At 53.4% G+C, this 23,285-nt stretch carries 20 protein-coding genes; 15 read left to right on the top strand and 5 right to left on the bottom strand.

Features of this window, described 5'->3' with window-relative positions; translation table 11 throughout:
• Nucleotides 1–211: 211 nt before the first annotated feature.
• Nucleotides 212–3,133, top strand: coding sequence for an insulinase family protein (locus tag IBX50_RS04025; protein WP_292253517.1), 2,922 nt, complete (start codon nucleotides 212–214; stop codon nucleotides 3,131–3,133).
• 87 nt (nucleotides 3,134–3,220) lie between these two features.
• On the opposite strand, the gene metG is transcribed toward IBX50_RS04025, so the two are convergent.
• Both metG and gdhA read right to left on the bottom strand, forming a co-directional pair.
• A complete protein-coding gene (gene metG, locus IBX50_RS04020) occupies nucleotides 3,221–5,263 on the bottom strand; it encodes a methionine--tRNA ligase (RefSeq protein WP_292253514.1) in 2,043 nt (680 codons plus the stop codon).
• 168 nt (nucleotides 5,264–5,431) lie between these two features.
• A complete protein-coding gene (gdhA, locus tag IBX50_RS04015; RefSeq protein WP_292253512.1) occupies nucleotides 5,432–6,784 on the bottom strand; it encodes an NADP-specific glutamate dehydrogenase in 1,353 nt (450 codons plus the stop codon).
• Between the two features lie 43 nt (nucleotides 6,785–6,827).
• On the opposite strand from gdhA, the gene IBX50_RS04010 reads away from it, so the two are divergent.
• From IBX50_RS04010 to gspN, 14 genes are all read left to right on the top strand, one after another.
• The gene (locus IBX50_RS04010) at nucleotides 6,828–6,953 is read left to right on the top strand and encodes a hypothetical protein (RefSeq protein WP_292253510.1); all 126 of its coding nucleotides are present in this window, start codon (nucleotides 6,828–6,830) and stop codon (nucleotides 6,951–6,953) included.
• Between the two features lie 581 nt (nucleotides 6,954–7,534).
• Nucleotides 7,535–9,178: a hypothetical protein gene (locus IBX50_RS04005; RefSeq protein ID WP_292253508.1), complete on the top strand. Its 1,644-nt coding sequence runs from the start codon at nucleotides 7,535–7,537 to the stop codon at nucleotides 9,176–9,178.
• On the top strand, nucleotides 9,175–10,065 hold the full coding sequence (gene gspC, locus IBX50_RS04000; RefSeq protein WP_292253503.1) for a type II secretion system protein GspC: 891 nt from the start codon (nucleotides 9,175–9,177) through the stop codon (nucleotides 10,063–10,065). Before IBX50_RS04005 ends, gspC begins: the two co-directional genes overlap by 4 nt.
• A gap of 3 nt (nucleotides 10,066–10,068) precedes the next feature.
• Nucleotides 10,069–12,036 carry a type II secretion system secretin GspD gene (gene gspD, locus IBX50_RS03995; RefSeq protein ID WP_292253500.1) on the top strand — a complete coding sequence of 656 codons (1,968 nt, stop codon included), beginning with the start codon at nucleotides 10,069–10,071 and terminating at the stop codon, nucleotides 12,034–12,036.
• The gene (gspE, locus tag IBX50_RS03990; RefSeq protein ID WP_292253499.1) at nucleotides 12,029–13,558 is read left to right on the top strand and encodes a type II secretion system ATPase GspE; all 1,530 of its coding nucleotides are present in this window, start codon (nucleotides 12,029–12,031) and stop codon (nucleotides 13,556–13,558) included. Before gspD ends, gspE begins: the two co-directional genes overlap by 8 nt.
• On the top strand, nucleotides 13,555–14,784 hold the full coding sequence (gspF, locus tag IBX50_RS03985) for a type II secretion system inner membrane protein GspF (RefSeq protein ID WP_292253497.1): 1,230 nt from the start codon (nucleotides 13,555–13,557) through the stop codon (nucleotides 14,782–14,784). The genes gspE and gspF overlap by 4 nt, the downstream gene beginning before the upstream one ends.
• A 12-nt stretch (nucleotides 14,785–14,796) precedes the next feature.
• Nucleotides 14,797–15,228, top strand: coding sequence for a type II secretion system major pseudopilin GspG (gspG, locus tag IBX50_RS03980; protein WP_292253495.1), 432 nt, complete (start codon nucleotides 14,797–14,799; stop codon nucleotides 15,226–15,228).
• Entirely contained in the window at nucleotides 15,200–15,721 is a 522-nt protein-coding gene (gene gspH, locus IBX50_RS03975; protein ID WP_292253493.1) for a type II secretion system minor pseudopilin GspH, read from the top strand. Before gspG ends, gspH begins: the two co-directional genes overlap by 29 nt.
• A complete protein-coding gene (gene gspI, locus IBX50_RS03970) occupies nucleotides 15,711–16,088 on the top strand; it encodes a type II secretion system minor pseudopilin GspI (protein WP_292253492.1) in 378 nt (125 codons plus the stop codon). The genes gspH and gspI overlap by 11 nt, the downstream gene beginning before the upstream one ends.
• Nucleotides 16,085–16,735 carry a type II secretion system minor pseudopilin GspJ gene (gene gspJ, locus IBX50_RS03965; RefSeq protein WP_292253490.1) on the top strand — a complete coding sequence of 217 codons (651 nt, stop codon included), beginning with the start codon at nucleotides 16,085–16,087 and terminating at the stop codon, nucleotides 16,733–16,735. Before gspI ends, gspJ begins: the two co-directional genes overlap by 4 nt.
• On the top strand, nucleotides 16,728–17,786 hold the full coding sequence (gene gspK / locus IBX50_RS03960; RefSeq protein ID WP_292253489.1) for a type II secretion system minor pseudopilin GspK: 1,059 nt from the start codon (nucleotides 16,728–16,730) through the stop codon (nucleotides 17,784–17,786). Before gspJ ends, gspK begins: the two co-directional genes overlap by 8 nt.
• The gene (locus tag IBX50_RS03955; protein ID WP_292253488.1) at nucleotides 17,783–18,913 is read left to right on the top strand and encodes a type II secretion system protein GspL; all 1,131 of its coding nucleotides are present in this window, start codon (nucleotides 17,783–17,785) and stop codon (nucleotides 18,911–18,913) included. Before gspK ends, IBX50_RS03955 begins: the two co-directional genes overlap by 4 nt.
• Nucleotides 18,910–19,347, top strand: a complete 438-nt coding sequence (gene gspM / locus IBX50_RS03950; protein ID WP_292253487.1) for a type II secretion system protein GspM — start codon at nucleotides 18,910–18,912, stop codon at nucleotides 19,345–19,347. Before IBX50_RS03955 ends, gspM begins: the two co-directional genes overlap by 4 nt.
• Nucleotides 19,344–20,114 (top strand): type II secretion system protein N, encoded by a 771-nt coding sequence (gspN, locus tag IBX50_RS03945; protein ID WP_292253485.1) that lies wholly within the window; start codon nucleotides 19,344–19,346, stop codon nucleotides 20,112–20,114. The genes gspM and gspN overlap by 4 nt, the downstream gene beginning before the upstream one ends.
• 7 nt (nucleotides 20,115–20,121) lie before the next feature.
• Here the strand turns inward: gspN and IBX50_RS03940 are convergent, their stop codons facing one another.
• The 3 genes from IBX50_RS03940 to gabD are packed head-to-tail and all read right to left on the bottom strand — an operon-like array spanning nucleotide 20,122 to nucleotide 23,137.
• Nucleotides 20,122–20,808, bottom strand: coding sequence for an NBR1-Ig-like domain-containing protein (locus IBX50_RS03940; RefSeq protein WP_292253484.1), 687 nt, complete (start codon nucleotides 20,806–20,808; stop codon nucleotides 20,122–20,124).
• 35 nt (nucleotides 20,809–20,843) lie between these two features.
• On the bottom strand, nucleotides 20,844–21,677 hold the full coding sequence (locus IBX50_RS03935; protein WP_292253482.1) for a methyltransferase domain-containing protein: 834 nt from the start codon (nucleotides 21,675–21,677) through the stop codon (nucleotides 20,844–20,846).
• 2 nt (nucleotides 21,678–21,679) lie between these two features.
• Entirely contained in the window at nucleotides 21,680–23,137 is a 1,458-nt protein-coding gene (gabD, locus tag IBX50_RS03930) for an NADP-dependent succinate-semialdehyde dehydrogenase (RefSeq protein ID WP_292253481.1), read from the bottom strand.
• Nucleotides 23,138–23,285: the final 148 nt, after the last annotated feature.

Here is a 23,285-nt window from a genome sequence, read left to right as displayed (position 1 = left end):
GAAGTTGGAAGCCTCGCCCGTGGCGCTTTAGCGCTTAGGGCGGGGAGCAGTCACTGAAAGAGATTCCGTCATTTTCAGAACCGCCGTGTGGACATTGCTTTGGTTTCACTGGCTGAATAGTTTAGTATTGCGTTAGGGCATTTTTCTGAAGGAGCAGCCGGTCTGCTCCTTTTTTATTGGTTTTTTTGAAACAGCTTTCCCGAGGTTTTTTATGTCTGCAGCACCTTTGCATGCTTCTGCTTTCCGCTTTATCCGTTCTCAGTCTGTGGCTTCTCTGAATCTTGAGGTGCAGGAGTTTGAGCATATCCAGACTGGGGCGAAGCATTTTCATCTGGCGGCAGAGCAGGAGGAGAAGGTGTTTCTGGTGGCGTTTCGTACCATGCCGCAGGATTCCACCGGGGTAGCACATATTCTGGAGCATACGGCACTGTGTGGCAGTGAGCGTTATCCAGTGCGTGATCCCTTTTTTATGATGACACGCCGTTCGCTGAATACTTTTATGAATGCTTTCACCAGCAGCGACTCGACGGCTTATCCCTTTGCCAGTTTGAATCAGAAGGATTTTGACAACCTGCTGGATGTGTATCTGGATGCTGCTTTCTTTTCACGCCTGGATCCGCTGGATTTTGCTCAGGAAGGTCATCGGGTGGAGTTTGCCGAGCCAAATAATCCTGAATCGGATCTGGTGTACAAGGGTGTGGTCTACAACGAGATGAAAGGGGCGATGAGTGCACCGACTTCGGTGTTGTGGCAAACCCTGAGTAAATACCTCTTCCCGGAAACCACCTACCATCACAATTCCGGTGGTGAACCTGCGGCGATTCCTGATCTGACTTATGAGCAGTTACTGGATTTTTACAAGAGCCATTATCACCCATCTAATGCCGTGTTCATGACGTTTGGTGAACTGGATGTAGCTGCTCTGCAGCAGAAGATGCATGAGCAGGCGCTGTGCCGTTTTGAGCGCAATCCTTTGCAGTTAAGTGTGCCGGATGAAAAGCGCTATTTTGCTCCGGTTCGGGTGGAAGAAGCTTATGCCCTGGATCAACCGGATTTGGCAGAGCAGACCCATCACGTTTTAGCTTGGCTGTTGCCAAAATCCATTGATATTGAATCCCTGATGAAAGCTCATTTGTTGTCGCGGGTGCTGCTGGATAATTCCAGTTCACCGCTGCTGGCTGCGCTGGAATCCAGTGGTCTGGGTAGTGGGCCTTCACCTCTGTGTGGGTTGGAAGATTCCAACCGTGAGATGAGTTTTGTCTGTGGTCTGGAAGGCAGTGAGCCGGAGCAAGCGGCGGCGTTTGAACAGCTGGTGTTGGATACCTTGCAGAAGGTTGCCGATGAAGGGGTTGATCCACGCAGTGTGGAAGCCCAGTTGCATCAGCTGGAGCTGAGCCAGCGTGAGATTACCGGTGACGGTATGCCTTTTGGTTTGCAGCTGATTCTGGCCGGTATGTCAGCTGCGGTGCATCGCGGTGATCCGGTGTCGGTGCTGAATATTGATCCAGCGCTGGAGCAGTTACGTGAAGCGGTGAAAGATCCGCAGTTTATTCCGAATCTGGTGCGTGAATGGCTGCTGGATAACCCGCACCGGGTGCGTGTCACCCTGCGTCCAGATAATCAACTGGCTCAACATCGTGATGCCGCAGAAGCGGCTCGTCTTGCCAGCATCAAGGCGCGTCTGGTTGATGAAGAAAAGCAGGCCATTATTGCACAGGCTAAAGCGCTGGAAGCCCGGCAGCAGCAGGTGGATGATGATTCAATTCTGCCTAAAGTGACCCTGCAGGATGTGCCACTGGATTTGCATTTGCCGCAGTCAGAAAACCTGCAAGCGGGTGTATTATCCACCACCTGGTTTACTGCGGGCACCAATGGCCTGGTGTATGTGCAGGCGATTCTGGATTTGCCGCCACTGGATGAAGAAGAGCAGCAGTTATTGCCTCTGTTCACCCATTGCCTGACCGAGCTGGGTTGTGGTGAGCGGGATTACCGTGCCAATCAGGCGTTACAGAGTGAAGTGACGGGTGGTTTGAGTGCCTCAGCTTCTGTGCGCGGTAATGTGGATGATGAGCAGCAGGTTAAAGGGTATCTGGTGTTGTCCAGCAAGGCGCTGGCTGTTAATCAGCAGGCCATGCAGCAGTTGATGGCAGAGACCCTGGAGAAAGCACGTTTTGATGAGCTGCCGCGTATCCGCGAGATAGTGGCGCAAAAGGCTTCACGCCAGCAGCAGTCCATCACTGGTCGTGGGCATGGCCTGGCCATGCAGGCGGCCACATCCGAGTTCAGCCCGGCAGGTCGGTTTACTCATTTGACGCGAGGTTTACAGGCTATACGTGCCACCAAGGCACTGGATGAGTCGCTGGATGATGCTACGCAGCTGGAGCTGCTGGGTCAGCGTTTGCAGGCACTACACTTAAAAATCAAGCAGGCGCCGCGTCAGTTCCTGCTGGTGGCAGAAGCCGATCATCAAAAGGCCTTGCTGGATGCTCTGGAGATGAACTGGTTGGATCTGCCGGTTGTCAGCGATTATGCCGCTTTTGTATTACCTGCTACCCGTCAGCCGGTTAAACAGTTGTGGTTAACCAGTACTCAGGTGAACTTCTGTGCACTGGCATTTCCGACAGTGCCCAGCGCCCATGCTGATGCACCTGCACTGAGTGTGTTGGGTGATTACCTGCGTAATGGTTTTTTACACCGTGCCATCCGTGAACAGGGTGGTGCCTATGGTGCCGGTGCCGGTCAGGATAGTGGTGATGCGGTATTCCGTTTCTTCTCTTACCGCGATCCACGCATTGAAGGTACCCTGGCTGATTTTTATGCCTCGCTGGAATGGTTAAAAACCACCCCGGTGGATGCCACCAAGCTGGAAGAAGCGCTGTTGGGTGTGGTGTCCTCCATCGACAAACCCGGCTCACCGGCGGGTGATGCACGCCAGACTTTTCACTCCACCCTGTTTGGGCGCACCCCAGAGCAACGCCGTGCCTTTCGTAGCCAGATTCTGGCCGTGACTGGAGACGACCTGCTGCGTGTAGCCACAACCTACCTCAAGCCGGAGTATGCCAGCGTGGCAATTGTCACCAGCAGCAAAATGGCAGAAGGCTTGGATGCGGCTTACACTCGGATAGAGATCTGATGCCAACACTTTTGAATGAGCAGGGTTACAAGTTTTTCTTTTATCAAAGACTTCCGGCAAAGCTGGAAAGTTGAACACAGGCTGACATCACACCACTCGCATGCCGGGCTGAGCACCGTCATGCGGCTCCAGCAGATAGATGCCTTTGCCGTCTCCGGCAGCCAGTACCATGCCTTCCGACAGGCCAAATTTCATCTGACGCGGTGCCAGGTTGGCGACCATCACCGTTAGTTTGCCTTCCAGATCTTCCGGCTGATAAGCGCTTTTGATGCCAGAGAACACGGTACGGGTTTCTCCACCCAGATCCAGTGTCAGCTTCAGCAGCTTGTTGGCCTTGGGTACGGCTTCACACTTCACAATACGGGCAATACGCAGATCCACCTTGATGAAGTCATCAAAGGTAATCTCTGCCGCCAATGGCTCTTTTTGCAGTGGGCCATCCGCAGCCGGTGTAGTGGCTCCGGCTTTTAATGTCATTTCTTTTTCAACATCTTCACTGCTGGCAGCCAGCAGGGCTTCAATTTGGCTGGTTTCCACACGCGTCATCATGGGCTTGAAGGCTTCAATGCTGTGGTTTTCCAGCGGTTGGCTGCGGCTGTTCCAGTCCAGCGTGGCAATTTTCAGGAATTCAGCGGTTTGTCCGGCCATACCCGGCAGTACCGGTGCCAGATAAACCATCAATACTCGGAACAGGTTAATGCCGGTGGAACAGATAGCCTGCACCTCTGCATCCTTGCCTTCTTGTTTTGCCAGCACCCAAGGGGCTTGATCGTTAATCCAGGTGTTGGCTTCATCCGCCAGTTCCATAATCTGACGCAGGGCACGGCCAAATTCGCGGCGCTCGTAATCCGCAGCAATGGCATCACCGGCAGCAACAAAACGCTGATACAGCGCCGGATCACCCATCGGAGCCAGTACACCACCACCTTTTTTCACAAAACCGGCACAGCGGCTGGCGATGTTGACCAGCTTGCCGACCAGATCAGAATTAACGCGGAATACAAAGTCTTCCAGATTTAAGTCCAGATCATCCACACGACTGGTCAGCTTGGCGGCAAAATAATAACGCAGGTATTCCGGGTTCAGGTGATCCAGGTAGGTACGTGCCTTGATGAAGGTGCCGCGCGATTTGGACATCTTGGCACCGTTAACGGTGACAAAACCGTGACAGTTGATGCTGTTGGGGGTGCGGAAACCGGCACCTTCCAGCATCGCAGGCCAGAACAGGGCGTGGAAATAAACAATATCCTTGCCGATAAAATGGTACACCTCGGCATCAGAACCCGGTGCCCAGTAGTCATCAAAGTTCAGGTCTTCACGCTGGTCGCAGAGGTTCTTGAAGCTGGCCAGATAACCAATGGGAGCATCCAGCCAGACATAAAAATACTTACCCGGTGCATCAGGGATTTCAAAACCAAAATAGGGTGCATCACGGGAGATATCCCATTCCTGCAGGCCGGATTCAAACCACTCCTTGAGTTTGTTGGCAATCTGTTCCTGCAGGCGGCCATCTTGCGTCCAGCTTTGCAGGAAATCAGCAAAATCCGGCAGTTTAAAGAAAAAATGCTGAGATGTTTTCATTACCGGAGTGGCACCGGAAATCGCTGAACGCGGGTTGATCAGCTCAGCTGGGGTGTAGGTGGCCGAGCATTTTTCGCAGTTATCGCCGTACTGGTCTTCAGCGCCACACTTCGGACAAGTGCCCTTGATAAAGCGATCCGCCAGAAACAGCCCTTTTTCCGGGTCATACATCTGCTCAATTTCGCGGGTGGCAATGTGACCCTTGTCGCGCAGGCGGGTGTAAATCAGTTCAGAGAAATAACGGTTTTCTTCTGAATGGGTGGAGTGGTAGTTATCAAAATGGATCTGGAAGCTCTTAAAATCTTCATGGTGTTCCAGCCGTACCCGATCAATCAGTTGCTGAGCGGTCACGCCTTCCTGTTCGGCGCGTAGCATGATGGCGGTGCCGTGGGCATCATCAGCACACACGTAGGTACACTGATTGCCGATACTATTCTGGAAACGGGTCCAGATGTCGGTCTGAATGTATTCCAGCAGGTGACCCAGATGGATCGGGCCGTTGGCATAGGGCAGGGCGCTGGTGACCAGAATTTTGCGTTGAGTGGGCATGGAAGTCCTGAATCTTGAAAGCAATGAATGTAGAAAAAAGGAATCCCGCTATCTTAGCGATTTTCAGGCATCCGTGCATCTGCTCAAGGGGTTTCGTGCGTTTTGCCTGCCGCCGATCTGTGATAGAGCGGCGGTTTTTTCAGTTCAGAATGCGTAATTCAGTGAGTGTTAAACCGCACCCTGCTGAATCATGGCATCAGCCACCTTGCGGAAACCGGCAATGTTGGCACCCAGCACCAGGTTGGTGGGTTGATCAAACTCTTTGGCGGTTTCATGGCTACGCTCAAAGATACCCTGCATGATACCTTGCAGGCGGCTATCCACCTCCTCAAAGTTCCAGCGGGTCATGCTGGCATTCTGAGCCATTTCCAGCTGGCTGGTGGCAACACCACCGGCATTGGCTGCTTTACCTGGGCCATAAGCAATTTTTGCCGCCAGGAACAGATCCACCGCTTCTGCTGTGGAGGGCATGTTGGCACCTTCACTAACACAAATCACACCGTTAGCCAGCATGGCTTTGGCATCTGCAGCAGTCAGCTCGTTCTGGGTAGCAGAAGGGAAGGCAGCCTGGGCTTCAAAACGCCATACCGCGTGACCATCTTTTGGATAGTCGGCAACTGGGATATAACGGGCTTGGGGGTGGGTCTTGAGGTATTCTTCCAGTGAAGTACGACGTACTTCCTTAAGGTCTTTCAGTCGTTCCAGATCAATACCATCCGCGTGATAAATGGTGCCCTGGGAGTCAGAACAGGTCACGGGCAGAGCACCCATTTGGTAGAGTTTTTCAATGGTGTAGATGGCAACGTTACCGGCACCGGATACCAGGCAGGTTTTGCCATCCAGGCTATCACTGCGGCTTTTTAACATATTCTCGGCAAAATATACCGCGCCGTAACCTGTGGCTTCGGTACGCACCAATGAGCCACCCCAGTTCAGACCCTTGCCGGTCAGAACACCTTCATAACTGCCAGTCAGGCGCTTGTACTGACCAAACATGTAACCGATTTCACGACCACCTACACCGATATCACCGGCAGGTACGTCCATGGTGTCACCAATATGGCGATAGAGTTCACTCATGAATGCCTGACAGAAACGCATGATTTCGTTATCAGAGCGACCCTTGGGGTTAAAGTCGGAACCGCCCTTGCCGCCGCCAATAGCCAGACCGGTCAATGAGTTCTTGAAAATCTGTTCAAAGCCCAGAAACTTGATGATGCCGGCATTCACGCTGGGGTGGAAACGCAGACCACCCTTGTAGGGGCCAATAGCGGAGTTGAACTGAACACGGAAACCCTTGTTGACCTGGATTTTGCCCTGGTCATCCAGCCAGGTGACACGGAAAAAAATCTGACGTTCGGGTTCAACAATACGTTCAATGATGCTGGCTTCACGGTAGCGCTTGTCACTGTCCAGCAATGGACGGATGGACTCAAGAACTTCTTCAGTCGCCTGATAAAATTCGGTCTGGGCGGGGCTGCTTTTTTGCAGGCGGGCAAGGGTATCGTGAACGTAAGGCATGGAGTTTCCTTGATTGATTAAAAGAAGGTTGCTGGCGTGTTTTATGAGCGAACACTCTTTTTTTGTGCAATTTTTATTAGGATTACTGGCTGCGGAGGCAGTAAACATCTGCCTTTCAGCGACCGAAAAAGCAGCGCGTTGGAAGCTTGCTGTTTTTAAGGTGCATTAATATAGCGCATTCAGGCGTTATGCGTCTAGAGCATGCACTATGCTGGTGCGGTATGGGGCGAGTGATGCGAGTGCGTTGGCCGGAGCTTGCCCACCGGACCCGTTCAACAATCAAAATTTTTTCCGTGCTGGTTCTGGCTTTGCGGATCCTGAGTATTTCCGTTGATTTGGGTAGTGATGCGCGGTGATCGGAAAGCGGCTGTTGCCCTATCTTGATGCTTACCCTAGTATGCGGTTCCTTTTGTTGACCGGTGTAACACAATGAGCCGCCTTTTCACTAAACCCCGCAAGAATGCTGTTGCCTTCACCTCGGTGTACAGTCCCGGCTTGCTCACATTATGCCGCTTGTGGTGGTTGTAATTTGCAGCATCTGGATGGCAAAAAACATCTGGGGCATATCTCCTTATTGCTGATGGAGAGTAGAAATGATCGATGCATAATGGCCTCACCGGTTGGGTTTTTCATGTCGCCTGTTTGTTGCTTGTTATACCATAACAAACCTATGGCTTTGGGTAACTTTATTTTTTATGGGTTCGTTTCCGTTAGAATCCTGATGCTTTTTTACAGGGATCACGTTTTTTTATGTTTAAACCTTCACGTCGCCAATTTTTGACCGCCGGGGCTGCTTCCCTGGCTCTTGCCGGTTTGTCGGGCTGCGCTACTCAGGGTGCAGCAGGAACATCCGCGGCGGATGTGGTGCGGCGTACTCCGGCAGCTTCCTCCTCCGCAGTGCAGTTGCTGTTTTATGCCGATACCCATGCCCAGTGGCTGCCGGTTATCTCCCATTCTGTTGCCAATCATCTTGGCCCCATGTCTTTGCTGGGGCAGGCGCCTTATTTCACGGAATACAACCGGCTGGCAGAGTTGGGTATTACTTCGGGTGATTCCCGCGTGGCCTGGTTAACGGCCAGCGGAGCACGTCAGGCTGGTGGAGTTCGGATGGGTGGTTATGCCGCCTTGGCAAAAGCACTGGAGCAGCAGCGAGTACAGTGGGGTGCGGATGCCTGTTTAACCCTGGAAGGTGGTCAGTGCTGGAATGGCAGTGGTCTGGCAGAGTTAACTGCCGGGCGTTATGCCCCGTTATCCAGTCATTGGCTGGGTGCCGAGGTGCGGATTGCCAGTGAAGAACAACAGATCTGGCCGCAGGGTTACCCGCGTTTGTATAGCGAGTTTGCCCGTCCGGTGCTGGATACAGGCAACCCCGTGGCTTTTTTTGATAAAGCAGGTATGAAGATTGCGGTGGTGGGTGTACCAAACCAACCACTGAACTTGTCGCGTATTCAATATTTATCCCATATTCAACAACAGGTGTTACAGGCCGGTAGTCAGGCAGACTGGGTGGTGGTGTTGAGTGATGCCGGAACCAACTCTGACTTGTGGCTGGCAAAAGAGTTACAGGGTGTGGATCTGATTTTATCCAGCCGTGGGCAGGATTTGTGGCCTCAGGCGGTACAAGCACCCATTCCAGTGTGTTTTGCCGGTAGTCAGGGGCAGGGCTATTTTGCCATTACGCTGGAATCTAAAAATTCCAAGCGAGTGGTGAATGCTCGTTTTCACCCGGTGCTGACGGATCAATCCGAGGTAATGCCCGCTGTAGCTGAGCAGATTCAGCGTTTGCGCTCGGCTCATGCCGGTTGGCTGGATCTGCCACTGGCTGAAGCTCCCGGTTGGTTGTATCGCCGGGATGCACTGGCAGGCAGCTGGGATCAGCTGATTGCTGAAGCCTTAAAAACCACCCGCGCTGAATTAACACTGGCACCGGGACTGCGCCATGGTTTGGCGGTAGCACCGGGTCAAGTCATCACGCGGGATCATCTGCTGAGCCTGACCGCCGGTTATAACAGCCGAGTGTTTCAGGTGACCGCTGACCCCCAGCAATTACAGGCACGGCTGGAAGCGGGTGCAGATCAGCTGTTGAGTGATGACTGGTATTTGCATTCCAGCGAAGATATGCCACGTTTGACCGGCAGTGCTTATGTTTTGCGCTATCAGGCAGTGGCAGGCCAACGGATTTCCGAGTTGCAATGGCCTGCTTCCAGTACCCGTAATCGTGCGCGGGTGGCTGGCTGGTCAACCCATTACCGGGGTGAAGGTCAGCCGTTGTGGCAACTGATGGAAAGCTGGTTGCGTCAGCGTTCATCAGCATGGCATTTACCGCCGTTGGAACTGCCCAGTCTGGCATTTGTGGAAGGGCATCCCGGCTGGCATCCCGAGGCTGTGCAGTGATAACAGCCAATCAAGTGTTGCGCGGGCTGCAACCAGTGGGTTGGTTGCTGCTGCCGCTGGTGCTGGCTTCCTTGTTTTGGAGTGGGGTGCAGTGGTTTGACCCCCAGCCACAAGTACAAGTATCTACAGCGGAGAATAAACAGCAGAAGGTGTTATGGATCAACCAGCTGGGGCATTATTGGCAACCAGCAGAGGCAACTTCTGCGCCAGTTCGTCAGGTCACTCAGGTCAGTCGTCTGGCGGTGCAGGTGCAGGGTGTGTTTTTATCGGATCAGGCCGGTCGTTCGGTGGTGTTGCTGAAATACCGCAACAAGGATCGCACCCTGTCAGAAGGTGATGAGCTGGAACAGGGTATCCGGTTGGTATCGATTCGCAAGGATGCTCTGGTGTTTGATCGTAACGGTCAGTTGGAGCAGGTGACGCTCAACCTGGATAACAAACCTGCACGTCAGCAGGGCATCACCGAGCAGCAGCGTGCAGCTGAATCAAGTAATGCAAGGCAGCCAGCACAGCCAACGCAGCAGCAACAGTCATCTGCGGCAGTGCAGGAGCGAGTGGGAACACGGGTACTGGAAGATACCTTTGGTGCTGATTTTCGTGCCAGCCTATTGCGTGATCCTTTGCAGTTAATGCGTTATATCACCCTGGCTCCTCATAATGAGGGTGGGCAGTTGCAGGGGTTCCGTATTAATCCAGGTTCAGATGCCAGTCTTTTTAATGCGCTGGGTCTGCAACCGGGTGATCTGCTGGTGGCAGTGGATGGTGTAGCGGTCAGTGATACCGCACAGATGATGGCTCTGACCACACGTTTACAATCAGCCAGCGCAGTGGATGTGGAATTGCTGCGTGGTAATGAGCGTTTAATGATCAGTCTGGAAATGGAGTAGCGCGTGAAATATCCCGGTTTATTGGTTTTTTTACTCTTGTGGCTGCTGGCTTTGCCAGTTCAGGCACAAGGACAGGCGCAGCAGGAGCGCTTTTCCGTCAATGTACAGGATGTGGATCTGGCCGAGTTTATTGACAGTGTTGGCCGCATCACCAACCGAACCTTTCTGGTCGACCCACGGGTGCGCGGGCGAGTCACCATTCGCAGCCAGCGGCAGTTAAGTGCTGAAGAGGTGTATCAGGTTTTTCTTTCTCAGTTGCGAGTGAATGGTTTTGCGGTGGTGGAGCTGGATGAACATAATGCCAGAATTGTTCCTGAGCAGACTGCCAGACTGGAACCCATCCCGGTGGAAGGGCATTTACCCCCCAACTCTGATGGCAAGGATTTGCTGGCCACCCGTGTGATTCCCTTGCGTAACTCGGATGCCGCACAGTTGGTGAATATTCTGACTCCACTGATGGATCGTCGGATTGGGGTGATTACTCACTACGCACCCACCAACCTTTTAATTTTGACTGACTGGGGCACCAACCTTGAGCGTTTACATGCACTGGTGCAGAGGATTGATCAGCAAAGCAGTGACAACCTGTTGTTGTTACCTCTGACTCATGCATCAGCAACAGAAATGGAAAAACTGCTGACCCAGTTGCTGCGCCGAGAAGGACGTGGTGGTCAGCCACCTCAGATTATGTCTGATAACCGCTTAAATCTGTTGGTTATTCGTGCTGATGCTGCCACCCGCCGAGAGCTGGAGCGGTTAGTAGCCGATCTGGATCAGCCAGTGGAGCGTTCTGCCAACACCCAGGTGTTTTATCTGCGCCATGCCAAAGCCAGCGAAATGGTGCCCCTGTTGCAAGGGTTGCAATCGGAGGATAAACCGGCAGAGGGTACAGTATCCCGTCGTATGACTTTGCAGGCTCATGAAGCCACCAATGCACTGGTGGCTTCCGGCAGCCCTGATCAGTTGCGGGAAATACGTCTGGTGATTGATCAACTGGATATCCGCCGGGCACAGGTGCTGGTGGAAGCCATTATTGTGGAAATGTCCGACACCCGTGCGCGTGAGCTGGGTGTGCAGTGGTTGATGCTGGATCAGAATGCCGGTTCCGTACCGCTGGTGGGTGGTAATTTTTCCGGCAATACCGGGTTAAGTGGTGTGGCTGCCGGAGGTGCTACCGGCGGGTCTATCGGAGCCTTGTCTGCATTGGCCGGTGTGCAGGGTATTACTGCCGGTGTGGGTCGCATTAATGATTCAGGCATCAGTTTTGGCCTGCTGTTGAATGCCATCCAGAGTGAATCAGATTTTAATATCCTCTCCACACCCAGCATCCTGACGCTGGATAATGCCGAAGCCACGATTCTGGTGGGTCAGGAGGTGCCCTTTATCACTGGCTCCACTGTTGGTGACAACAACACCAACCCGTTCCAGACCATTCAAAGGCGCGAGGTAGGTGTACGTCTGCAGATTACCCCACAGATTAATGATGGGGATTCGGTGCGGCTGGAGATATTGCAAGAGGTATCCAATATTGAGGATTCCGCCCGTGCCAGCGACATCATCACCAATAAACGCGAAATCAAAACCACGGTAATGGCGGATAATAACGACATTATTGTGCTGGGTGGATTGATTGGTGAAGACGTGCGTGAAGTCAGGCGCAAGGTGCCACTGCTGGGTGATATTCCGCTGCTGGGGGTATTGTTTCGTTCGACCAGTATCAGCCGTGAAAAACGTAATCTGATGGTGTTTATCCAACCGCGTATTCTGCATGATCGGGACTCACTGGCCAGTGTCAGTGCTGAAAAATACCGTTATATGCACGCTGCCCATCTGTTGCGGGATGGTGACCAGCAGCGCTTGTTATCCTGGGAAGCACGTACCGGAGCTGCTGACCGACAAACTTTGAGTGAGCTGTTCCCATCCCCTCGGGAGCAGCAAGCCAGACTGGCAACAGAGGCCGTGAATGACTGAGCAGCTGCCTTATCGTTTTGCCAAGCGTTATGGCTTGCTGGCAGAACCCTGCCCAGTTGCTCTGGCGGATGATGCTTATCGCCTGGTTTGTCGTGCGGGTATGAGTGACAGCAATACAAATGACACCCATGCAAGTGATCAGCAGGCAAGCCAGTTGCAGCAAATGCAAGAGGTTTTGCGGGTACTGGGAGAACCGCAAACCATGGAATGGCTGGATGAAGCCGCATTTGAGGCACGTCTGGCAAGAGCTTATGATGCCAGCCGCGCCAGTACCTCTGAATTAATTGAGGGTATTTCCGATCAGGTGAATCTGGACAGCCTGATGGAAGAGTTACCTGCAATTGAAGACCTGCTGGAAAGTGAAGGTGAAGCCCCGATCATTCGGCTGATTAACGGCCTGTTTGCCGAGGCGTTAAAACTCCATGCCTCGGATATCCATATCGAAACCTTCGAACAACAACTGGTGGTGCGCTTTCGTGTGGATGGTGTGCTGCTGGAGGTATTACGTCCGCCTCGCAAGTTGGCACCCATGCTGGTGTCACGCATCAAGGTCATGGCACGGCTGGATATTGCTGAAAAACGCCACCCACAGGATGGACGTATTACGGTGCGTGCTGCTGGGCGGGAAGTGGATATTCGTGTGTCCACCTTGCCCTCCATTTATGGTGAACGGGTGGTGATGCGTCTGCTGGATAAAACCTCGGCGCTGCTGGGTATTGATGAGCTGGGAATGCCACAACAGGTGGCGGAGCGTTATCGTGAACTGCTACTCCAGCCCAACGGTATCCTGTTGATTACCGGCCCGACCGGCTCGGGTAAAACCACCACCCTGTATGCCAGCCTGACCCAGTTGAATGATTCCAGCCGTAATATCCTGACGGTGGAAGATCCGGTGGAATATGCCATTCCCGGTATTGGTCAGACTGCGGTCAACATCAAGGCCGGAATGAGTTTTGCCAAGGGTTTGCGTGCCATTTTGCGCCAGGACCCGGATGTGGTGATGATTGGTGAAATCCGCGATCTGGAAACAGCAGGTATAGCGGTGCAGGCCAGTTTGACCGGGCATTTGGTGTTATCCACCTTGCACACCAACTCGGCTCTGGGTGCCATCACTCGTTTGCGGGATATGGGCATCGAGCCTTTTTTGCTGGCTTCCAGTTTAAAAGGTGTGATGGCACAACGTCTGGTACGGCGTTTGTGTGAACATTGCCGCAGTAGTCGTCCGATCAGGGACAGTGAGCGGCGTTTGCTGGGTGACAGTGCAGCGGATTTGCAGCAATTATGGAGTGCCAGCGGTTGTGAGCATTGCAAACACACCGGCTACAGCGGGCGTGTGGGTTTGTATGAGTTTGTGCCCATCTTTGCAGATCTGGCCGACATGATCCATGAAGGTGCCGCCGAAGCCGAGATGGCGCGGGAAGTTTTTGCGCAGTGGCCGAACCTGCTGGCCGCTGGTGTTGAGCGGCTGCGGCGCGGTGAAACCTCGCTGGAAGATGTGCTGCGTGTCACGCGGAGCGGATGATGGACAGTTTTCAATATCAGGCACTGGATGCCAGCGGCAAAATCAAAAAAGGCGTGCTGGAGGCAGAATCCGAGCGTCATGCCCGTCAGTTGTTGCGTGATCAGGGCTTGTTTCCCCGCCGGGTGATGCTGGGAGCAGGACAAAACCCGTCGGGTGTCGGGCGCAGCGAAAAAAAACGCTCCGCCGGACAACTCAGTCATGAACAAAAAACTCTGTTTACCCGCCAGCTGGCGACCTTGGTGGCTGCAGGTTTACCGCTGGAAACGGCACTGGAAACCTTGGGTCGTCAGGCCGAAACAGATCGTCAGCGCCATCTGATTCAGGGCTTGCGCACCCGAGTCAGGGAAGGGCACAGTCTGGCAGAAACCTTAAAACACTGGCCGGGTAGTTTTGAAGACCTGTATGTGGCACTGGTGGCTGCCGGTGAAAAAGCCGGTCGGCTGGATCAGGTGCTGATGCGTCTGGCGGATTATCTGGAAACCAGCCAGAAACAGCGGCAAAAGGCCAAAATGGCACTGGTGTATCCAGTGTTGTTGACCTTGGTATCTTTGGCAATTGTGGTGGCGTTGATGAGTTTTGTGGTGCCACGAATTGTCAGTCAGTTTGATCATGCCGGGCAAACCTTACCCACCATCACCCGTGGGCTGATCTGGGTCAGTGATGCCATCCGGGACTGGGGACTGGTCATGGCACTGGTGATGGTACTGGTGGTTGTCGGGTTGCATTGGCTGTTAAAAAAGCCGGTCTGGCGTATGGCTTGGCATCAGAGACAACTACGCACGCCTTTTCTGGGTCGACTGATCCGGGCACTGAATACCGCACGACTGGCGCGTACCGTCGCCATCCTCACCGGCAGTGGCATTCCACTGCTGGATGCCTTGCGGGTGGCACGAGATACCCTGAGTAATGTGTATCTGCGGCAGGTGGTGGATGGGGTGGTGGATCAGGTGCGTGAAGGGGTCAGCCTGCATCGGGCGCTGGAGCGCAGCGGGCATTTTCCGCCGATGATGACTTATATGGTGGCCAGTGGTGAGGCCAGCGGTGAGCTGGATCAGATGCTGACCCGAGTGGCGGACTTGCAAGACAGTGAGTTTCAGCAGAAGGTGGATGTGACTTTAACCCTGTTTGAACCTTTGATGATTTTATTTATGGGGGGTGTGGTGCTGACCATCGTGCTGGCTATACTGCTGCCCATTATGCAATTGAATGATGTACTGAATTTTTAAGAGGGAAAAGTGATGCATAAAACAAAACGGCAACAGGGTTTTACTCTGCTGGAAGTGATGGTGGTGCTGGTGATTATTGGCCTGCTGGTGGCGATTGTGGCTCCCAATGTGCTGGATAATCAGGACAAGGCCATGGTGCAGAAAGCTCGTGCAGATATTTCCAGTCTGGAGCAATCGCTGGAAATGTATCGGCTGGATAACTTCACCTATCCCAGCAGTGAGCAGGGTTTAAATGCACTGGTCACCAAACCCTCCATTGCCCCGGAGCCACGTAATTATCGTGACAATGGTTATATCCGCCGCCTGCCAACCGATCCTTGGGGCAATGCCTATCAGTACCGTTTTCCCGGTGAAAAAGGCCGTGTGGATGTCTTCTCCTTTGGGGCAGATGGACGCATCGGTGGTGAGGGTCTGAATGCAGATATCGGCAACTGGGATCTCTGATTCCCGCCAGCACCAAAGCCAGCGTGGTTTTACACTGCTGGAAGTGCTGGTGGTGCTGTTTATCATCGGGCTGACCACCTCACTGGCGGTGATCAGTATGACGCGTGATGATCAATCTCAGGTGGATCAACAGGCACGCCAGCTGCTGGAGGATTTTACCTTTGCACGGGATCTGGCACTGAATCGCCATCGGCTGGTGGGCTGGCAGGTGAATCAACAGGGTTATCAGTTTGCTTTACGGGACTCTCTCGGGCTCTGGCAGGTTCATGTCAGCCGGGGTTTGCCCCAGCGTGAATGGGCATCCGGGTTACAACTGCAAGGCATGGATGTGACGACTGAACCACGAGACAAGAATCTGGCTCCTGCGGTGGTGTTTTTTCCTGCCGGTGAGGTGACACCCCTGACCCTGACCTTAAAAATTGGTGATGCCCAACGGCGTATCCGTATTCATGCCAGCCATTTTGAGCTGCTGGATCTTGCTGATGAATCCTGATCTTCACCGTCAACAGGGCTTAACCCTGGTGGAAGTGCTGGTGGCGCTGATGATTCTGGCGATGATGGCGGGTGTGTCTGCAGAGGTGATCAGCCGTGCGGTTGATATTCGGCTGGTGGCGGAAGAGCGGGCGCTGGGGCAGTTGTGTGCGGATAATTTACTGACCAGCCGGATGCTTGATGAAAGCTGGCCGGAATTAGGTTCACAGGAAGGTCAAAGTGAAGCTGGACGTCTGCAGTGTTATTGGCGTGTGAATGTACAGGCGACACCTCTGCCCACCATGCGGCGGCTGGATATACAAGTTTATGCCGATGCTACACGTCAACAACTGCTGACGCAGGTTTCTGGTTTTGTGGGGCAGCGATGAAACACCGGCAGAGCGGATTTACCCTGCTGGAGGTGATGGTTGCTCTGGCGATTATGGCGGCCATTGCGGTGGCGCTGACTTTGCTGGTCAGCCAGGTACTGGATGCCCGCAGGCAGCTGAGTGAGGTGCGGGAGCAGAGTGCTGAACAACTGGTGGTGTTTCTGAGCCGTGTGGATCAACAGCTGACCCAACTGGTGGTACGCCAACCCCAAGAACGGGGGCAAGCCATCGGCAGCAGCCCACTGATGTTATTGAATGACAACCAAGAACTCTACTGGGTGGCCGCCGGGCAGTGGGTGTTGCCAACCCAGGATTATGCCAGTCGTTTGCGCCTGTGGCGTTTGCAGTGGCACCCGCAGCAGCAGCGCCTGACGCTGGCTTCCTCCGGTCTGCTGGATGCTGCCGGAGAACAACAATGGACCCAGGTTGATGAGCTGACCGGGGTGACATCATTAAACTGGAGTTATTACCGGCAGGGCAGTTGGCAAACAACACTGGGGGGTGACTTCCCGCGTGGATTACGTTTGCGGATTGTCTGGCAAGATCAGCAGTATGAACGCCTGGTTTTGTTGCCGGAGGTGATGTTGATTCAGCCCGCAACCCCAGCAGCACCTGCAGGGCAACAGAGTGGAGCTGCCGATGAATAACAGTCCGCAGCAGAAGTTGCAAAAGAAACAACAGGGTGTAGCACTGTTGTCGGTGCTGCTGATTCTGGTGGTGGTGACCCTGGCACTGACCCAGATCCAGAATGCCAGCCGTCAGGACTTAGAGCGGATAGAAGGCCGCTACCTGCAACAGCAGGGATGGGCGTATCTGCTGGGTGCAGAAACTCTGGGTCGGCAGGTGCTCACGGATGGACGTATACGTGAACAACCCCGCTGGTGGGCCAGTCTGCGAGGCGAGCCGGTCAGTTATCCGGTGGATGAAGGGATATTAAGCCTGCGAGTCATGGATCTGCGCAGTTGTTTTAACCTTAATCATCTGGCGGGCATCAGCAGTCAGGATGCCAGCCATTCTTTGCCGGAGTTGTTACCCTGGCGCTTGTATCTAAACCAGTTGCAGGAAGAAGAGCGCTGGTTGCCAGATCTTGAGCCGGATGCTTTTATGGATCTGGCACGCGACTGGATGGATCGTGACAATGAGGCCTTGCCACAGGGTGCAGAAACCGGTCAGTACCTACTGGAAGACCCACCAAGGGTGGCCGCCAATCAGCCGATGGCTGATCTGTCCGAGGTAAACTGGTTACAACCGCAGCAGCGCCAGCGTTTTCGGCAGTTACCCAGCAGCCTGTGTCTGCTGCCGGACAGCCGTTTACGACTGAACATCAACACCCTGAATTTTGAGAACCTGGGTTTGTTGTGGGCTTTGATGGAAGGGCAGGTGAGCAGACAGGCGCTGGAGGATTGGTGGTCGCAGCGACCGGAAGTGGGTTACCAGCAGCTGGACGATTTCTGGGCTGAACTGGGTGAACATCAGCTGCCGGATGATCCGGCCTGGAAACAGCGGGTGGGAGCACAACTGATGTTTGTCAGTGATTATTATCGGATGACTATTGAAATGCGCCTGAATGATCTGGAACTGGTTTTTGAGTCGGACATTTATCTGAGTCCTCAGGGGCAGACCCGTGTGTATGCCCGGCGACGGGGGCCGGTGGATGGTCATACCAGCCTGATTGATGCCGGGAGCAGGGAAGAATGAAACGCAGGAATAACAAAGACCGTCTGGTGGTGCGTCTGGATATCCATTCAAAACTGGATGAATGCTGGTGGCTACCGGATACCTCAGCACCACAACAAATTACTCTGGAATCAGCGGCAGAGCTGAGTCAGCAGGTGCCTGCTCTGGTTTTGCTGGACAGTCGTGCCATACGACTGGACTGGCTGGAGCGACCACCGGGTGTAAAAAATACTGAAGCTGGATTACTGCTGGAAGATCAACTCTGCCAGTCACTGGAAGAGGTGGAAATCTGTGTGCTGCAAAGCCAGGGACGCAGGTTACGGACGGCGGTGCTGGATCAGCAGCAGGCACAGGATTGGCAACAACGTCTGCAGGATGCCGGTATCCGGGTAGATTGCTGGTTGCCCGAAGCCCTGTGTTTTGAGCAGGCCTGGCAACAACCCAGCATGTTACTGCTGCAGGATCAACAACAACACTGGTTGTACCACCCTCAGACACTCAGCCTGCTGAACCTGCGAGTTGGTTTGCTGGATGCCGGTAACCTGTCTCGGTTGGCTGGTGATTTACCCATCCAGACACTGGATGTTGTTGATCTGCCCGATGCCTCACGGGTTGTCTGGCTGGCAAGGCATCAACCAGCAGGAGTCACCCTCTGGAAAGCACCGGCCTGGTGGAAAGCTCCCGCTTGGCGCTGGCTGGAAATCTGCAAAAAAATCAAACTGCGTCCGGCACAAGTGTTAATGCTGGCTCCCTGGATGGTGATACTGCTGGCGCTGATGTTGCAACTGGTTATGAATAGCTGGGGTAAAAGCAGTCATGATGATGTTAAAACCCGGTTAACACAGGCTTTTGCAGAAGTGATGGGTGCTGATGTGTCACTGCAGAATGCCCGCTCACTGCTGGATGCACGCCTGGAGCGATCCATTCAGCAGCGCCATTGGCAGCAACAACGACTGGATGCCTGGGCTGAACTGGAGACCTACCTTCGAGATGCCAGACATATCAAAGTGCAACAGCTGAGTTTAAATCGTCAGGGGGTTCGTGCTGAACTGCTGGGTGTGACCGCAGCGGATCAACGGGTTTTACAGCGTCTGGCCGGACGCTGGCAGTTTTCTGATAAGCATGCGGTTTGGGAGCGGGAGTTATGATAACAGCCTTAAAACAGCGCTGGTCTGCCCTGCAACCCAGTGAGCAGCGGTTATTAAAACTGGCCTCTCCAATAGTGATGTTGATGCTGCTGTATCTGCTGGCCTGGCAGCCTCTGCAATCGGTGTTAGAGCAGAGTTCCCAGCAGGCTGAGCGTGATGAGCTATTGCTGCAACGCCTTGAGGCAGTCAGAGAGCAACTGCAACCGGTGCAGCCGATGGATACACGTCGTTGGCAAGCCCTGGCAGCCAGTAATGGTTTGCAACAGGTGGTGGTGGAGGAACAGGCGGGAATCTGGTTGTTACAGGCACAAGTACCACGCATCGAGCATCTGGAAAGGTTTTTACAGCGTGCAGCAGATCAAGGATGGCACTGGGGTGAACTGACCCTGCAGGGTCAGCCGTTGCAACTAACCGTGGAGTTATTGCCCTTATGAGACTGCTGTGGCCTTTATTAAAATACCTGTTATTTCCTTTGTTACTTTGCTGGCTGTTTATAGTGACCCTGGTGGTGCAGGCACCCATTGGCTGGCTGGCCTGGAAAGCTCAGCAACACCAGTTGTTACCTGCTGGAATCAGCTGGCAGCAGTTGGAAGGGCGTATCGGAAAGGGACAGGTAACGGGTTTGAGGATGCAGGGCGTAGAGCTGGACAGCCTGCGCTGGTCTATCTCGGGCTGGCGGCTGTTGCTGGTGATACCCCGTCTGGATGTGCAATTGGTTAGCCAGCAGCAGGACTGGTTATTACAGCTGAAAGTTTCACCACTGGGCAGCATCAAAGGTCACTTGCAGCCGGGTGGTATGGATGTATTACGTGGGCAACCTCTGCCCATCAGTCTGCAAGGGCAGTTACAAGGACAACTGGATTTTGCCATGCAGCTGCAGCAAGGGCAGCTGACGTGTTCAGACCTACAGGGTGAGTTGTCTGGTGAAGTGCAGGTGTTACAGCCGATGGCTGTAGAGTTGGGGCAAGTCAGCTTCAAACCTGTTTGTCGCACAGAACAACAGCTGGAGTGGCTATTCAGCTCAGAGTTAAAAGATCAACACCAACTGCAGATTAATGGGCAAATAGCACCTAACACCTGGTCTTTTACTGCTCTGGCAGACACTCAGGAAAATGCAGCCATTACCCCGATTCTGCAACTGCTGCAATGGCGCGCTCAGCCGGGTGGGCGTTATTCAGCTCAGGGTAATGGGCGTTTCTGATCAGGTTTTATTGATTAACCTCTTCCCATCCATCCGGGTTATTGCTTGCTGCTTGAGTCACACCTGTCACACGAACCTTGACCCATAAACCCTTGGAATTCGGGAAGGCAAACTGACCATCTGGATTCAGAATCTTCCAATAAGAAATCACCGTGCAGGGTGTGGAAGGAGCGGTGAAATCCACTGATAACTCAACGGTTTCACCCGGTTGGGTATCCGGGATGGGAAGGATGCTGTGATCGGGGAGGAGTTTCTCGGCAACATCCAATAAACCACCACTACGCCCATAAAGGATCATCAGATCATCATCCTGACAGGCCAGGTGGCGGTTGATCCAGGGTACAGAACCCACATTCTGCAGGCACCAGGTTTTGCGAAAACGCTCCCCTGTTAATACCTGCTCACCATCCGGATAGGTCACATCAGCTACAAACGCACTCTGGTCACCGAGCATTGCCTGAGGCAGATTGGACGTTGTGTGCTGTTGAAAAACCAGCTGTAACAGGCGTAAAGGATGGACTTTTAACACATGGGAAATGGCCACAAGTGTGCTAAGGCTGGGGTACTTATGATCCTTACTCCAGCACTCGTAGAGTGTCTGGCGGCTGATGTCTGCCTGACGGCAGACTTCAGAAAGTGAGATTTTAAGGCTGTTACAACGCTGTCGAATGTACTGTTCCAGATTCTGTTCCATGCGTATAAATCACTCCCTGTATTAAAAATGCAATTTTAATACTTTTTCCAGACAGACTCCATTAACCAAACTTTATCCTGTTGCAAGTTAGCCATCAGGTGTTTACCCATCTGCAAAAAACGGGGTCCAAAAATCAGTTGAGGCGTCAGGATACCGATCTGGCCTCGTGCTTCTTTTTCGGTGTGTTTTTTCCGCCAGTTGAGAGCATCCTCAGTGACATTCTGCTGGAACATGGGAGTAAAACCGGCAAGCCGTAGTTGTTGTTCCAGTTCGGTTGGGGTGTGCAGGTGGCTGGTGCTGGCATCATCGGCCCAGGGAACAGGAAATACCAATGGCTCCAGGTTGCCACCCTGCAATACTTCATGCAGTAACAGACGACCATCGGGCTTGAGTACCCGATGAATTTCCCTTAGTCCCTGATCCAGGTCAGGCAGGTTCATCAGGGTGTGCTGGCACCAAACGGCATCAAAGCTGGCTGTTTCCAAGGGTAACTGCTGGGCATCAGCACAAGTATAATGACAGCGAGCAGTCAGTCCAGTGGCTTCGGTCAGCCAGCGGGCAACATCAACAAACGGCTGGGTGATATCCACCCCCACCACTTGTACACCATATTCTGCCACCAGCAAACGGCTGCTGCCCCCGGTGCCGCAGCCCAGATCCAGTACCTGCTGGCCAGGCAGGAACTCAGCCAGATCAGCCAGTTGCCGACTGGAGCGCCGCCCACCCACATGCAACTGGTCAATGGCTGCAATATCATCCAAGGTTAATTGATCCGGGTTCAGCCCTTCGGCCAGCAGCGCTTCACGCAGTCGAGTGGCCAGGTGTTCATCCGCATAACGCTGGCTGAGTTGTTGATTGTAGGAGTCCATACTTAAACACTCATGCAGAGGTATTTCATTTCTATATATTCCTCGATGCCATGACGGGAACCTTCCCGACCCAGCCCGGAGGATTTGATGCCACCAAAAGGAGCCACTTCAGTGGAGATGATGCCGGTGTTAATACCCACCATGCCGTATTCCAGCGCTTCAGCCACCTTCCAGACCCGACTGAGGTCTTTAGCATAAAAATAAGCAGCCAGCCCGAATTCAGTGTCATTGGCTTGAGTGATCACTTCGTCTTCATCTCGGAAACGGAACAGTGGCGCCAGTGGGCCGAAGGTTTCTTCTCTTGCCAGCAGCATATCGGCGGTGGCATCCGTGATGATGGTGGGAGTGACAAAGGTGCCACCACGTGGGTGATCCTGACCACCTGTCAGCAGTTTGGCACCCTTGCTGACAGCATCCTGCAAATGACGCTGGACTTTTTCCACCGCTCGCTGGTCAATCAATGGGCCGATAGTGACCCCTTCTTCAAATCCATCTCCGACCTTGAGCTGACTGACGGCAGCCTGAAGCTTGGCAGCAAAGGCATCATAAACACTGTCCTGGACATAAATGCGGTTGGCACAGACACAGGTTTGCCCGGCGTTGCGATATTTGGATAACATGGCTCCTTCCACCGCAGCATCCAGATCGGCATCATCAAACACAATAAAAGGTGCGTTACCACCCAGCTCCAATGAGAGTTTTTTGATGCTGGGGGCGCACTGCTCCATCAGTTTGACACCCACCGCAGTGGAACCGGTGAAGGAGAGTTTACGCACAATAGGATTGGCACACATCTCTGCACCCACCTCGATGGAGTTATTCACATCAGCAGGCAGGATATTTAATACCCCCGCCGGAATACCTGCACGATCAGCCAGTTCCGCCAGTGCCAGTGCCGAGAAGGGTGTCTGGGGTGCGGGTTTAACAACCACTGTACAACCTGCAGCTAAAGCCGGTGCTACCTTGCGGGTAATCATGGCGGCAGGGAAGTTCCAGGGTGTGATGGCAGCAGCTACACCGATGGGTTGTTTGATCACCAGAATACGTTTGTCAGCCTGATGACCGGGCAGGGTTTCGCCATAAATACGTTTGGCTTCTTCTGCGAACCATTCCACAAACGAGGCGGCGTAGGCAATTTCGCCCTTGGCTTCAGCCAGGGGTTTGCCTTGTTCCAGAGTCATGATACGACCCAGATCATCCTGGTGCTGCATCATCAGGTTAAACCAGCTGCGTAGTCTCTGGCTGCGCTCTTTTGCTGTTAAAGCTCTCCAGGCGGGTAGAGCGGCGTTGGCGGCAGCAATTGCACGATGGGTTTCTTCCCGTCCCAGATTGGGCACTTTGCCCAGCAGTTCACCGGAGGAGGGGTTGTGGATGGCTGTTACTGCACCTGAGTCTGCATTCACCCATGCGCCGTTGATTCTGGCTTGCTGGCGAAACAGTAGGGGGTCTTGTAGTTGCATAAACAAATTATCCTCTTTAGGTGTTCTTGTGCAGGAATATATCAGCAGGATAACAGTCTGGTTCAGGGGTTTCCAGAAGACTTATCGCTGTCAAGTGTCCACAGGCAGAAATTCTGAAAAAGATGTTAACGATTCTGGGCTGCTAGAG

The organism is Marinospirillum sp., assembly GCF_014859565.1.
Note: the sequence above shows the minus strand (reverse complement) of the source record. Positions and strands in the feature narration are given on the sequence as shown.